The organism is Rhodococcus sp. 06-470-2 (assembly GCF_002258235.1).
GTDB lineage: Bacteria > Actinomycetota > Actinomycetes > Mycobacteriales > Mycobacteriaceae > Rhodococcoides.
Genome location: NZ_NOYB01000033.1, coordinates 1 through 13,661 on the forward strand (window position 1 = coordinate 1; position 13,661 = coordinate 13,661).

General features: G+C 64.5%; 11 protein-coding genes. 5 read left to right on the forward strand and 6 right to left on the reverse strand.

Going from position 1 to position 13,661, the window contains the following annotated elements:
* On the forward strand, window positions 1-412 hold a 412-nt coding region (locus CH276_RS18625; RefSeq protein WP_217901375.1), incomplete at its 5' end, for an HNH endonuclease signature motif containing protein.
* Window positions 413-583: 171 nt separating this feature from the next.
* Window positions 584-1,537, forward strand: coding sequence for a methyl-accepting chemotaxis protein (locus tag CH276_RS18630; RefSeq protein ID WP_045195867.1), 954 nt, complete (start codon window positions 584-586; stop codon window positions 1,535-1,537).
* A 15-nt stretch (window positions 1,538-1,552) separates the two neighbouring features.
* On the opposite strand, the gene CH276_RS18635 is transcribed toward CH276_RS18630, so the two are convergent.
* Together CH276_RS18635 and CH276_RS18640 are read right to left on the reverse strand one after the other, a co-directional pair.
* Window positions 1,553-2,482, reverse strand: coding sequence for an SDR family oxidoreductase (locus CH276_RS18635; protein WP_094629810.1), 930 nt, complete (start codon window positions 2,480-2,482; stop codon window positions 1,553-1,555).
* A gap of 122 nt (window positions 2,483-2,604) precedes the next feature.
* The gene (locus CH276_RS18640) at window positions 2,605-3,444 is read right to left on the reverse strand and encodes a helix-turn-helix transcriptional regulator (protein ID WP_094629811.1); all 840 of its coding nucleotides are present in this window, start codon (window positions 3,442-3,444) and stop codon (window positions 2,605-2,607) included.
* A 75-nt stretch (window positions 3,445-3,519) separates the two neighbouring features.
* Between CH276_RS18640 and CH276_RS18645 the strand changes: the two genes are divergently transcribed.
* Complete coding sequence (locus tag CH276_RS18645; RefSeq protein WP_094629812.1) at window positions 3,520-4,245, forward strand: SDR family NAD(P)-dependent oxidoreductase; 726 nt, start codon at window positions 3,520-3,522, stop codon at window positions 4,243-4,245.
* Between the two features lie 15 nt (window positions 4,246-4,260).
* On the opposite strand, the gene CH276_RS18650 is transcribed toward CH276_RS18645, so the two are convergent.
* The gene (locus CH276_RS18650) at window positions 4,261-4,761 is read right to left on the reverse strand and encodes a metallophosphoesterase family protein (RefSeq protein WP_094629824.1); all 501 of its coding nucleotides are present in this window, start codon (window positions 4,759-4,761) and stop codon (window positions 4,261-4,263) included.
* Between the two features lie 23 nt (window positions 4,762-4,784).
* Window positions 4,785-8,060 (reverse strand): error-prone DNA polymerase, encoded by a 3,276-nt coding sequence (locus CH276_RS18655; RefSeq protein ID WP_094629825.1) that lies wholly within the window; start codon window positions 8,058-8,060, stop codon window positions 4,785-4,787.
* Between the two features lie 140 nt (window positions 8,061-8,200).
* Here CH276_RS18655 and CH276_RS18660 point away from each other — a divergent pair, with 140 nt between their 5' ends.
* The gene (locus CH276_RS18660; protein ID WP_094629813.1) at window positions 8,201-10,330 is read left to right on the forward strand and encodes an MMPL family transporter; all 2,130 of its coding nucleotides are present in this window, start codon (window positions 8,201-8,203) and stop codon (window positions 10,328-10,330) included.
* A gap of 34 nt (window positions 10,331-10,364) precedes the next feature.
* Window positions 10,365-12,365 (forward strand): SDR family oxidoreductase, encoded by a 2,001-nt coding sequence (locus CH276_RS18665; protein WP_045195872.1) that lies wholly within the window; start codon window positions 10,365-10,367, stop codon window positions 12,363-12,365.
* Window positions 12,366-12,375: 10 nt separating this feature from the next.
* On the opposite strand, the gene CH276_RS18670 is transcribed toward CH276_RS18665, so the two are convergent.
* Together CH276_RS18670 and CH276_RS18675 are read right to left on the reverse strand one after the other, a co-directional pair.
* On the reverse strand, window positions 12,376-12,885 hold the full coding sequence (locus CH276_RS18670; protein WP_045195874.1) for a hypothetical protein: 510 nt from the start codon (window positions 12,883-12,885) through the stop codon (window positions 12,376-12,378).
* Window positions 12,886-12,894: 9 nt separating this feature from the next.
* Entirely contained in the window at window positions 12,895-13,659 is a 765-nt protein-coding gene (locus CH276_RS18675; protein WP_441344215.1) for an alpha/beta fold hydrolase, read from the reverse strand.
* Window positions 13,660-13,661: the final 2 nt, after the last annotated feature.

The following is a 13,661-nucleotide window of genomic DNA, read 5'->3' on the forward strand; positions in this document are numbered from 1 at the left end:
CGTCCGATTCCGCGACAAACACTGCCGCTTCCCCGGCTGCCACCGCCCCGCCGCCCGCTGCCAACTCGACCACGTGAACCCGTTCGACCACAGCAACCCTCTCGGCGGCGGCTGGACCACTGTGGGCAATCTGCAGTGCCTGTGCGAATACCACCACACCGTCAAGACCGCCGGCTACTGGAAAGCCGTCATGCTCCCCGGCGGAGCGATCCTGTGGACATCGACATCGAAGACCACCCGAATCACCCTGCCCGCCAACGGCACCGCCGTCCCCGTCCTCGGAAACGACCTCAGACCACACATCCCCACCCAACCGAGAAACTCCGGCATCATCGCCTACCCCGACCCACCCGACCACCGGAAGTCGGAATCACCGTCGGACAGTCAGGACACCGACACGCCGCCCTTCTGAAGATCGAACTTTCGTGAAGGCCTTGGGGACCCGTGCCGGCGCTCGCGTCGAGGTCGGGAAGCCGAACCCAGGTGCACGAACACGATGAACCGTCGGCCCCTGGCCGAACGACGACATCGGTCCGTGCGGCCTGCAGAATGGTCGGCGCTCGTCGACCGGCATACTCGAGAAATGAGCAATTCACGTGCAAGAGCTCGCCCCCGGGCACTGTCGTTGCACGGCCGCATCAGAGTATTGACGATGAGCGTGGCAGCCCTGGCAGTCGCAGTGAGTGCTCTCGCGATCTATCTCGTCGCAGAACAGGCCCTCCGCTCGCAAATCGTGGACCGCGTCGAACGCAACAGCGACGCTCTCATTGCCAGCGCCGCATCCGGCGTTCCGGCAGGTCTCTTCGGCTTCGGTATAGAAGACACCGAAGGCACCGCGGTGAAAGCAGCGCTGGTGACGCCCGACGGCACGTTGGTGACGTCGACGACTGGCACCGAGCCCTTCACCAATTCCGACGGAGTTCTGGACGACGCGGAGAAATCTGTCGTGGACGGCACCGTCGAGCAATCGCTGCGCGAGGTACGAGGCTATTACCTGTCGGCAGCACGCACCGGCTCCGGCGGAACGATCATGGTGGCCGAATCGCTCAATGAAGCGTCACCCTTGCTGGCCAAGCTCACACTCGCACTCGTCATCGTCGGAGCATTTCTCGTCGCGCTTGCCGGCGTCGCCGGTGCAGCCGTGGCCCGTACCGGCCTCAGGCCGGTACGCCGACTTCGCGCGGGCACCGAACGTGTGGCCCGGACCGGGGACTTCGAGCCCATCGATGTCAACGGTGACGACGAACTGGCTTCACTGGCCAACAGCTTCAACGAGATGTTGGCGTCCCTGTCTCGTTCGCGAGCACGACAGGGGCAACTGATCGTCGACGCAGGAGCGGAACTGATGGAGCCCCTGACGGCACTGCGTACGAACATCGACCTACTGATGTCGCTCGACGGGCCCGACGCACCGTCGATGTCCGAAGACCAGCAGGACCGACTGCGCGTCGAGGTCATCGCTCAGATGGACGTCATCATCGGATTGGTACACGATCTCGTCGATCACGCCAGGGAGCCCGCGCCGACACCCCAGTGAGGACCTTCGAGTGGATCAGGACGAGAGCCGCACCCCGGTGAGCTGTTCGGACACCTCCCAGAGTCGGCGTGCATCGTCCACGCTGCGCATCGGCTTCCACATGCCGACCTCGGTCGGTGGCCCGCCGATGACTCGTTTCGGGCCGAAGAACTGATCCCCACCCGCGGCTCCACCCGCGGCTGCAACCAATCCCGGCCGTGCTGCACTGTCCACCGTGCCCGCGATGCCGACGCGGGCAAGAACGCCGATCAATCGTCTTCCTGCCGAATCTTTCGGGCGCCCCAATTCCGGTTGTGCCGCAAGCAGATTGGTCGGCGAAACTCCGGGGTGAGCGATGTTGCTGGTGATTCCCCAGCCGCCGGCCCTGCTGCGCGCCTCGAGTTCGCGTGCGAACAGAGCCACCGCGAGCTTCGATTGACCGTAGGCCTTCATGACGTCGTAGGAACGCTCCCAGTTGAGATCGTCCCAATTGATGGTCGCCGACCGTGCCGCAATGCTCGTCTGATGGGTGACTCTCGCATCACCTTTGCGCAGCAGCGGCAACAGACCGAGGGTGAGCGCGAAGTGGCCGAGGTGATTGGTGCCGAACTGCAGCTCGAAACCATCCTGGGTGACCTGGCGTGCAGGTGGCTGCATGACACCGGCGTTGTTGACGAGTATGTCGATCGCCCGTCCATCGGATGAGAAATCGTTCACCAGAGCGGAAACGGATTCCAACGACGACAGATCCAGCGCCCGAGTGGCGACCTTCGCTCCCGGCACGGCGGCTCGGATCGATTCGGCGGCCCGCTCCCCCTTGGTGGCCGAGCGCACCGGCATCACGACCTCGGCACCGGAGCGGGCGAGCTGCGTGGCGATGACCGTTCCGATCCCGTCGCTCGCTCCCGTGACGACGGCCACCTTGCCCGTCAGATCGCGAAGGGATGTGTGTGCTGTTCGGCTCATGACAAGCTCCTGTGTCGGTGTTGATCGTGTGGATTCGACCTGCAGAACCCATGTTCGACGATTGCCGCGGGCTCATCCAGGACTTGCCGATCCACTGATACGACCGCCACCGTCGAATCGCGTCAGGACAGAACCTGAGTTCCCACCACCGCGAGCAGTTCCAATTTGGCGTAGCTCTCGCTGCCGGGCACTGCCGTGTACACCAGCAGTCGATGCGCCTGCTCGGGGTCCAGCAGTGTCTGGCAGTTCAGTTGCAGCAGGCCGACCGTCGGGTGCAGAAACCGCTTCGACTCGGGTGGGTGAACTCCCACTTCGCGCTTCGCCCACAGGGTTCGAAACTCCTCGCTGGCCTCGAGCAATTCTGCGGACAGGTGCGCAGCTCTCGAGTCGGGTCCGCGAAGAGTGACGATCTCGCGCAGCCCCGACGCGTACACCCGAGACAGCACCGCACGCTCTTCGGGCGGGTACGACTGCCGGGCCTCGGGGTCGGTGAACCATCGGTATCCCAGGCTCCGGTTCGGCCCGGTGCGCAGCGACGCATCACCTGTCAGTGCCGCACCCAGCGGCGTCTGACGCAGCGTCTCTCCGATTTCGGACACGATCTCGGCGGGCGTGTCGTTCAGGCGGTCCAGAATTCGGAGCATTCCCGGGCTGACGTGCTCGCTCGACGAACCGCGGGCGGGAGGATTGTGCCCGGCCAATCGAAACACGTGATCACGCTCACCGAGCGACAGATGCAGTCCCTGCGCGATCGAGGCGATCATCTGCGCCGACGGAGCGGGTCCGGTAGCCCGTTCGAGTCGTGCGTAGTAGTCGGTCGACATGTGGCACAGCTCGGCCACCTCTTCGCGGCGTAGGCCCTGGGTCCGTCTGCGCTGCCCTCGCGGCAGCCCGACGTCCTCGGGTTGCAGAGATTCGCGCCTCTGCCGGAGAAACACTGCCAATTCCGATCGATCGATCACCGCGGAGCCCCTTCCGGTCGAACGCGGTTGCCTCTGCCGCAATTGTGCCCTCTCCGCGATGGCTATTGTTCAACGATGAGTGCTCCCCTGACCATCGTCACCGGTGGAAGTCGCGGAATCGGTGCCGCCGTATCCCGACGGCTGGTGGCCGACGGGCACGATGTGGTGATCGGCTATCGCTCCGACGCCGCCGCCGCTGAAGGGTTGGCCGCCGAGCTGTCGGCATCCGGCCGAACCGTGATCGCCGTACGCGCCGACACCACCGACGAGCAGGCGGTGATCGATCTGTTCGGCGCCGCCGGCGAGATCGGAGCTGTCACCGGTCTGGTCAACAACGCCGGTTCGGCACGCGCAGTCGGGCTGCTGGTCGACAACGACATCGAGACCATCAGAGCAGACCTCGACGTCAACCTGGTCGGTGTGCTCACCTGCTGCAAGTACGCGATCGCGGCGATGGTCGAATCGGGTGGCTCGATCGTCAACATCTCCTCAGCTGCCGCGACTCTGGGCAGCCCCGGCATGTACGTCCACTACGCGGCGGCCAAGGCCGCCGTCGACACGCTGACAGTCGGTCTGGCGAAAGAAGTTGCTGCGCAGAACATTCGCGTCAACGCGGTGGCACCGGGCATCATCGAGACCGACTTCCATCGCGATCGACAGCGACCACAGAAGATGGCGTCGAGCATTCCCCTCGGCCGCCCCGGTGCGCCGGACGAGATCGCCGGAGCCGTGTCCTGGTTGCTCTCCGATGATGCGCGATACGCGACCGGAACCGTCGTCAGGGTGGCCGGCGGAATGTGAGTACTTCGGTCGTGACTACCGAGGGGCGATGCGATGCAGCTCCACGTTCGTCAGCGCACCGTCCTCGGCTGTGGCGGTCATGTACGTACAGAACGGTTGGCGGCGCCGATCCGTCGGTGAACCGGGGTTGAGCAGCCGAAGACCGTTGTCCGCGAACGTGTCCCACGGGATGTGACTGTGCCCGAACACGAGCACGTCCGTCTCCGGGTACGCCGCGGCCATGCGTCGTTCACGTCCCGTCGCAGCTCCGGTCTCGTGGATCACGGTGAACCGAACCCCGCCGAGCACGACGTCGGCGCGTTCGGGCATCAGCGCGCGCAACTCGTCACCGTCGTTGTTCCCCCAGCACGCGACCAGACGACGCGACCGCCGTGACAGTTCCTCGAACGATGCGAGGTCCACCCAATCACCGGCATGGATCACGACATCCGCGTCGTCGACGGCCGCCCACACCTCGTCGGGCAGGTCGCGTGCACGTTTCGGGAGATGAGTGTCGGCGATCAGCAGCAACTTCACCCCTCGATTGTGCACGCCGCCCTTCATCGGAAGTCCCTCGATCTGGACGCAACTCGGAGATCCATCAGTTGCAGATGATCGGCAACCACGGTCACCGCACCCTCGGCGTTCTGTACCTTGCCGCGAATCAGCAACGCCGGAGCCGTGATTGCCAACTTGCGGTACTTGGCCCACAACCCGACCGAGCACACCACGTTGACCATGCCGGTCTCGTCCTCGAGGTTGATGAACGTGACGCCTCCGGCCGTGGCCGGCCGCTGGCGATGCGTCACCGCACCGCCGACGAGCACTCTGTCTCCGTCGGGGATCTGCAGCAGTCGATTCGCGGGAACCACGCCGAGCGAATCGAGCCGATCTCGAAAGAACTGGGTGGGATAGGAATCCGGTGACACACCGGTTGCCCAGACGTCGGCCGACGCCAGATCGAGGTCCGTCATGCCGGGTAACGCAGGCGCTTTCGTCGACGCTCCGATGCCGGGGAGCAGACCGGGCCGCTCCCCCGCCGCCGCACCCGCAGCCCACAGTGCCTCTCGACGGGTGATGCCGAAACACCCGAGTGCGCCTGCCGTGGCCAGCGCTTCCGCCTGCGCCACCGACAGTTCGACGCGTCCCGTCAGGTCAAGGAACGAGGTGTACGGCCCATGTGCGTCTCGCGCGTCGACGATCTTCTGAGCCAGAGCAGTACCGATGAACTTCACGTCCGCCAACCCCATCCGAATCTCGAGCCCGTTTCCCTCCAGGTTCGCATGACCGAGACTGGCATTGACGTCGGCACCGTGGACCAGCACGCCGTGTCGCCTGGCGTCGGCGACCAGAGATTGCGGTGAATAGAAACCCATCGGCTGGGCGCGCAGCAGTCCGGCACAGAACGCCGCCGGGTGATGCAGCTTGAACCAGGAGGAGTAGAACACCAGTGAGGCGAAGCTCTGCGAATGGCTCTCGGGGAAGCCGAAATTGGCGAAGGCCGACAGCTTCTCGTAGATTCGGTCGGCAGCTGTACCGGTGATGCCGTGCAGGTCGCGCATCCCGTCGTAGAACCGTCCCCTCAGCAGTTCCATCTTCTCCGGTGACCGTTTCGATCCCATGGCACGGCGTAGTTGATCGGCGTCGGCGGCACTGAAACCCGCAACATCGATGGCCATCTGCATCAGCTGTTCCTGGAACAGCGGCACACCGAGTGTTCGATCGAGCGCCTTCTTCAGCGACGGATGCTCGAAGATCACCGGCTCGAGTCCGTTGCGGCGCTTGATGTACGGGTGCACCGAACCACCCTGGATCGGACCGGGACGGATCAGCGCGACCTCGACCACCAGATCGTAGAAGTTGCGCGGCTTCAGACGCGGCAGAGTGGCCATCTGCGCGCGGGACTCGACCTGGAACACCCCCACCGAATCGGCTCGCTGGAGCATCTCGTACACCTCGGGCTCGGACAGATCGATCGAGGCGAGTTCGATGTCGATGCCCTTGTGCTCGGCGATCAGGTCCATCATGTAGTGCAGCGCCGAGAGCATACCGAGTCCGAGCATGTCGAACTTCACCAAACCCACTGCGGCACAGTCATCCTTGTCCCACTGGAGCACACTGCGGTTCTCCATCGTCGCCCATTCCACCGGGCAGACGTCGGCGATCGGACGATCACAGATCACCATGCCGCCGGAGTGAATGCCGAGGTGACGTGGGAAGCCCTCGATCTGACGGGCCAGGTCGAGAACGGAGTCGGGAATTCCGTCGCCGTCCTGATCACCGATTCCGGACCAGCGGGTGATCTGCTTGCTCCACGCGTCCTGTTGTCCCTGCGAAAAGCCGAGCGCACGCGCCATGTCTCGTACCGACGACTTGCCGCGGTAGGTGATGACGTTGGCCACCTGGGCGGCATGAGTGCGGCCGTACTTGGCGTAGACGTGCTGGATCGCCTCTTCTCGACGATCGGATTCGATGTCGATGTCGATGTCGGGCGGCCCGTCGCGCTCGGGTGCGAGGAACCGCTCGAACAGCAGCTTGTTCGCCACCGGATCGACGTTGGTGATGCCGATCGCGAAGCAGACAGCCGAGTTGGCCGCCGAACCCCTTCCCTGACAGAGGATGTCGTGAGTCTTGCAGAAGTGGACGATGTCGTGGACCACCAGGAAGTAGCCTGGGAATTCGAGCCTCTCGATGATGTCGAGCTCGTACTCGAGCTGCGAATAGGCGGCCGGATTCGCCGACTGCGAGCCGTACCGACGGGCGGCTCCCTCGAACGTGAGTCGACGCAGATAGCTGATCTCGGTGTATCCGTCGGGCACATCGAACGGTGGCAGGCGCGGCGCGATCAGCTTCAGATCGAACGAACACTCACGACCGAGCTCGACGGCACCGCGCACCGCGCCCGGATAGTGACGGAACAGTTCGGCCATTTCCGCCCCAGACCGTAGATGTCCACCGCCGGTCGGTGCCAACCAACCGGCAGCCTCGTCCAAGCTGCTCCGTGCGCGCACAGCCGCCATCGCCATGGCCAATCTCCTGCTACGCGGACCGGCGTAGTGCGCGGCCGTGGTGGCGATCGTCGGAAGGCCGTACCGCTGCGCCAGAGTCGCGAGTGCGTCGTTGCGCTCGTCGTCGTCTGCGACGCCGTGCCGGGTGAGTTCGACGGTGACACGATCGGATCCGAACCGGTCGACGAGTGTGCGCAGCGCGGCCTCTGCTGCCTCCGGACCACCACGCGAGAGCGCCTGGCGAACATGCCCCTTCCGGCAACCGGTGAGAATCTGCCAGTGACCGCCCGCCGATTCGGTGAGTTCGTCGATGTCGTACTGCGGCTTACCTTTGACCCCGCCCGCCAGGTGCGCAGCGGCGATCCGACGCGAGAGCCGGCGATACCCCTCCTGTCCGCGAGCGAGCACCAGTAGGTGGGTGCCGTCGGGATCGGTCTCTCCGGCTCGGGATCGATGGGTGTCCAACGAGAGTTCGGCACCGAACACGGTTCCGATACCGAGAGCTCTGGCTGCCTCGGCGAACCGCACGACCCCGTAGAAACCGTCGTGGTCGGTGATGGCGATGAACTCGAGGCCGAGGCGTACCGCTTCCTCGACCATCTCCTCGGGCTGCGAGGCACCGTCGAGAAAACTGAACGCCGAGTGCGCGTGCAATTCCGCGTAGGGAGTCACCGACAGAGTGGGCTTGTCGATGGTGCGGTCGTAGACGTCCCTCTTTCGTGACCACGCCGGGCTGTCACCTCCGTCACCCTCGGCCACGGGCTTCGGGCGTCCGGACAGGACTCGTTCCATCTCCGACCACGTGGGTGGTCCGTCGTTCCATCCCATCGAGACCACCTTCCCTCACGTCGCCACCTCATCGAACACTTGTTCTAATGAGAACACGGGGGTCCGACACGGATCAACTAGAGTCGAATCGCCACTGACCCTTTTTCGCCGAATCCCTTTCACAGAGCCGGAGCACAGACGTGACGCGTTGGGCCTCGTTCGTCGTATCGCACAAACGATGGGCACTCGCAGTTGTCGTCGCCGTCGTCGCCGTCGGCGGAATCTTCGGACTCGGCGTCTTCTCGAAACTGAGCGAGGGCGGCTACGCCGACGCAAGCAGCGAATCGTCCGAGGTCGCACGGCTGGTGCAGGGCATAGGCCAACCGACCCCCGACATCGTCGCGATCTACACCGCCCCCGAGGGCCGGTCGATCGACGACATCGGACCACAGGTGCAAGCGACGCTCGACGAGTTCAGCAGTCGATACACCCTCGGCAACGTCGCCTCGTACTGGAGCGCAGACCCGATCAGCAAGGAATTCCTGGTCTCCAAGGACCGAACCAAGGCGTTGGCCACGGTGTACCTCGGCGCGAACTCGGGCGTCACGTTCAACACCTTCGGCGAGCTTCCACCACAGCTCGAAGTGCCCGGCATCGAATCTCAGTTCGCCGGCGCGACGGTGGTGGGAGTCTCGCTCAGCGAAACCCTCGAACGCGACCTGATCCGCTCCGAGATCATCGCTGTTCCCATCACACTGCTGCTGCTGATCTTCATCTTCGGCGGCGTGATCGCCGCAGCGGTTCCGGTCTTCGTCGGCATTCTGAGCGTGCTCAGCTCCCTGGCCATCCTGCGGGTGCTCACCGAGTTCACCGAAGTCAGCTCGTTCTCGATCAACGTCGCGTCGTTGCTGGGATTGGGCCTGGCCATCGACTACGGACTGTTCATCGTCAGCAGGTTCCGCGAGGAACTGCGCGGTGGATCGACGCCGATCGACGCGACAATCCGCACCGTCGCCACCGCAGGCAAGACCGTCGTCTTCTCCGGACTGCTGCTGATCTGCGCATTCGCCGGGATGCTCGTCTTCCCGCAGGCAGTGATCCGATCTCTCGGGTTCGGGGCCATGGCCGCAGTGGCGAGTGCAGCCGTCCTGTCACTGACCGCGGTTCCCGCCCTGCTCGCCATTCTCGGTACCCGCATCAACTCCTGGACGTGGTCGCGCACAGCGTCCGACCGAGGCGATGCACGCGCACACAAGTTCTGGGGCGGCGTTGTCACCCGCGTCATGAAGCATCCGGGCATCGTCGCTGCCGTCATCGTCGCCGGTTTGCTGATCATCGCCACCCCGATCCTGAAGGTATCGCTCGGAGAGGTCGACTACACGGCACTGCCGAAGGACAACCCTGCGCGCGTGGCGTTCGAGACTCTCGGCTCCGACTTCGAATCCACCGGCGAGGGCGCAACCGTGGTTCTGCGCGGCCTGGACGGCGTCAAGCCTCAGGGCGCACCGATTGCGGCGCTCACCTCAGCCGTGGAATCCACGCCCGGTATCGCCCGAGCCGAATTCCTGGGCTCGAAAGACGATTTCGTGACGCTGCAGGCGTCCTACAGCGAACCGACCGGCGGGCTGAGCGAGGCCGAATCCCAATCCGACGCAGTGGCGACGCTGCGCGCGATCACTCCTCCGGACGGTACCGAGATCCTCGTCGGCGGCGGACGAGCCAACGTCGACGACGGCAATGCGGCGATCGCGAAGTGGCTACCGGTGATGATCACGATCATGGTCGTCTCGACGCTGGTGTTGCTGTTCCTCGCATTCGGATCGATCGTGTTGCCGATCAAGGCGGTCCTGATGGCCGGACTGAGCCTGGCCGCCACCTTCGGCGCACTCACGTGGGTGTTCCAGGAAGGCCACGGAGCCGGCCTGCTCGGCGTCACCCCCGGTCCGCTCGAATCGACGTTCGTGGTTCTCATTCTCGCGGTCATCTTCGGCTTGTCGACCGACTACGAGGTGTTCCTGATGTCGCGCATGGTGGAGGCTCGCGCGGCTGGAGCGAGCACCGAGGAAGCGGTGATCTTCGGCGCTCAACGCACCGGACGCATCGTGACCGCGGCGGCGCTGATACTGATCGTCGTCACCGGGGCCTTCACCGTCTCGGGTCTGTCGATCATGAGGTTCCTCGGCGTCGGAGTCATCCTGGCGCTGATCATCGACGCCACCATCATCCGGATGTTGCTGGTTCCGTCCCTGGTCAAACTCATGGGCGAGGCGAACTGGTGGGCACCGGCCTGGATGAAGAAAGTGCACGAAAAAGCAGGTATCGGGCACTAGCACCGGAACTTACCTTGGAGTAAGGTCGGCTCGCATGGCGAACTACATCGTAACCGGCGGTACCGGGTTTCTCGGGAAGAACGTCCTGCCCCGATTGCTCGAACGTGATGCGCTCGCCGCGATCCACGTGCTGGTGCGTCCGGGATCGGTGGCCCGTCTCGAGCGACTGGCACAGCACCTCGACGGCGGCGACCGAATTCACCCGCTGGTCGGCGATCTCACCGAGCCGGAGCTCGGACTCCGAGACGTGCCTGCCGACATCGACCACATCCTCCATCTCGGAGCCGTATACGACCTGACCGCAGGCGACGAGCAAGCCCCGACCAACGTCGCCGGAACTGCCTCGGTGATCGGCCTCGCCGAGAAGACCGGGGCCCGCCTGCACCACATCTCGTCGATCGCCGTTGCGGGCGACTATCGAGGAACGTTCTCCGAGAACGACTTCGACCTCGGCCAGAATTTTCCGACTGCCTATCACCGCACCAAGTTCGAGTCCGAGAAGTTGGTCCGCGACAGCGCTGCGGACTGGCGGGTGTATCGGCCTGCCGCGATCATCGGGCACTCGGAGACCGGTGCCATCGACAAGGTGGACGGACCGTACTTCTTCTTCCCGTTCTTCGCGGAGCTGGCCAAGCTGCCCTCCGTCGTACCGATCACGGTGCCGAAGATGGGCGCTACCAACCTGGTTCCGGTCGACTACGTCGCCGACGCCATCGTCGAGCTCGTGCATCGAAACACCGCTCCCGGCAGCGTGTTCCATCTGGTCAATCCGACGCCTCAGTCGATGGCAGAGGTCTACGCCGCGTTCTCGTCGGCAGCGGGATCTCGCGCGCGAATTGTCGACGTGCCAGGAGCGCTGGTCGCTCCCGTGGTCTCCCCCAAGTCCAGGGCCGTGCGCAAGCAACGCGACGCCGCCCTTCGTGATCTCGGAGTACCTCCGGTGATGCTCGAACACCTGACTCTGCCCACCGTGTTCGAGTCGGCATCGACACAGAAAGCGTTGCAGGGCAGCTCGATCACGCCTCCACCGCTGCGGACGTACGCCGATCGAGTGTGGACTCACTGGCGGGAGAACTTCGATCCCAAGCGCAACCGCCGAAACGACCCACGCGGGCCGCTGTTCGGCCGTCACATCGTCATCACCGGTGGCTCGTCCGGAATCGGTCGTGCCAGCGCCGAAGCAGCTGCCCGCAAGGGTGCGGTGGTCATTCTGCTCGCGCGCGGTCAGGATCAACTCGACGAGGTGGTCGAGCACATCCGCGAATCGGGCGGCACCGCCTACGGTTACTCGTGCGACGTCACCGACAGCGAATCGGTGGATCAGACCGTGAAAACCGTTCTGAGCGAACACGATCACGTCGACATGCTGGTGAACAGCGCCGGACGATCCATCCGCCGCGCACTCTATCGATCCACCGATCGATTGCACGACTACGAGCGCACCATGGCCGTCAACTACTTCGGGGCGATCCGTTTGGTGCTGACACTGTTGCCACACATGCGTGAACGTCAGTTCGGGCACGTGGTCAACATCTCCAGCGCTGCGGTCCTCGGACACCCGCCTCGGTTCTCGGCCTACGTGGCCAGCAAGGCCGCGCTCGACGGCTTCACCGATGTGGCTGCCGCAGAGACACTCTCGGATGGAATCACCTACACCACCATTCACATGCCCCTGGTGGACACACCGATGATCACCCCGACGGGAGACAAGAACGTCGGTCCGGTGTTCTCACCGGAGAAGGCTGCCGCGATCGTCATTCGCGCACTGAGCGACAAGCCGAAGCGAATCGACACTCCACTGGGAACACTCGGGCAATTCGGTGCCATGTTCGCCCCCAAGGGCAAAGACCGCACGATGCATCAGCACTACCGAAAATTTCCCGAATCCGCGGCAGCCAAGGGTGAAACGCCGGTCACGATCGAGGACGGGAAGGTGCCCTATCGGGTGCGTCCCTACGATCCGAAGGCTCCGAGCGCACGCATCGGCAAGGTGATCCGACGCGTCGGAAGACTGGTCCCCGGCACCAGTTGGTGACCGGCAGAACTCAGCGCAACAGAGCCTTTGCCCACACCCGCAGAAATCCCTGACTCAGGTACGTCAGAGTGCCGATGGCGAGTGTCCATTTGACGGTGCTGACCACGGTGGTGGCGCGGACGACGGTGTCGGCGATCCGTTCTCGGTTGTCGACCAACACCAGTCCGACGACGTTCTCGATGTAGTCCCCGGCGGCGGAGGCAACGGGAGCGACGGCCAATGCCGTCGTCACTGCGGGGCTCAGCGGAGTCTTCTCCGCCAGGCTCCTCGCGCCTGCACGCAGCGCGACGGCGTAGATCGCGGGATGTACGAAGTCGGGCAGATAGTGGCTGCGGAACCGAGCGATCTCGGTCTCGTCCATGCTCGCCAGGATCTGCCGGTAACGCTGGGCGGACCACGCCGTCTGTACGGCAAGCACTTTCGGAGCTGCGGGGCCGAGCAGTCGGGCGATGTTGGCCTGGGATACGACGAACAGCGCCGACCAGCCCAGCATTCTGCGATCGAGCACGCTCAGAGACATGCACGGATCCTAGTTCGTCAGAAACGGCAGAACTGCTGCCTCGAACGCCGAGTATCCGTCGCGATGGATGCTGTGCCCGGTGCGGAACGCCTCGACGCGGCAGGTCGGAATCTCGGCGACCATCGCGGCCAGCCGGTCCGGATCGACCATTCCGCCCGGACCTCCGCGAAGCACAAGCGTCGGAGCCGTGATGTCGGCCAACGACTCCCACCACTGCGGATTCGGTCGACGGAACTGCTCGAGAGCAGTGGTGGTCATCGAGCGATCGAAGGCGAGTACCGCGCGGGGGTGCAGAACGACGCTGGTCGCTGCGTGCCAGAGTTCGGTCACCGACGGCATCCTGCCGGTCAGCGTCGGCGGAGCGTCCCCCGGCCGAATCGGTATCGGAAGCTCCTCGAGGACCAGACGGCGGACGAGCTGCGGGCGACGCTGCGCGACGAGCGAGACCGCATATCCGCCCAGGGAATGCCCGACGAGATCGACTTCGTCGAGCCCGAGGTGGTCGACCAGGGCCATCAGGTCTGCCCCGAAGGAATCGAATTCGTACGTGGACGTGTGCGCACTCTTGCCGTGTCCGCGCAGATCGACGGTGATCACTCGGCTGCCCTGTGCGGTGAGTGCACGGGTGAACCGATCCCAGGTTGTGCTGTCACCGCCCATTCCGTGCACCAGCATCACCGGTACCGAATCCGAGTTGGCGTGCCCCAGCGGGGTGAACGAGCGATACGCGATGTCGACACCATCGAGGTCGACCGTCTCCGACATCATCTGCATTC

Coding starts and splice junctions, on each gene's coding strand:
- CH276_RS18655 (WP_094629825.1), bottom strand. CDS start 8,060: ATGGGATGGAACGACGGACCACCCACGTGGTCGGAGATGGAACGAGTC.
- CH276_RS18630 (WP_045195867.1), top strand. CDS start 584: ATGAGCAATTCACGTGCAAGAGCTCGCCCCCGGGCACTGTCGTTGCAC.
- CH276_RS18635 (WP_094629810.1), bottom strand. CDS start 2,482: ATGAGCCGAACAGCACACACATCCCTTCGCGATCTGACGGGCAAGGTG.
- CH276_RS18670 (WP_045195874.1), bottom strand. CDS start 12,885: ATGTCTCTGAGCGTGCTCGATCGCAGAATGCTGGGCTGGTCGGCGCTG.
- CH276_RS18675 (WP_441344215.1), bottom strand. CDS start 13,659: ATGCAGATGATGTCGGAGACGGTCGACCTCGATGGTGTCGACATCGCG.
- CH276_RS18645 (WP_094629812.1), top strand. CDS start 3,520: ATGAGTGCTCCCCTGACCATCGTCACCGGTGGAAGTCGCGGAATCGGT.
- CH276_RS18665 (WP_045195872.1), top strand. CDS start 10,365: ATGGCGAACTACATCGTAACCGGCGGTACCGGGTTTCTCGGGAAGAAC.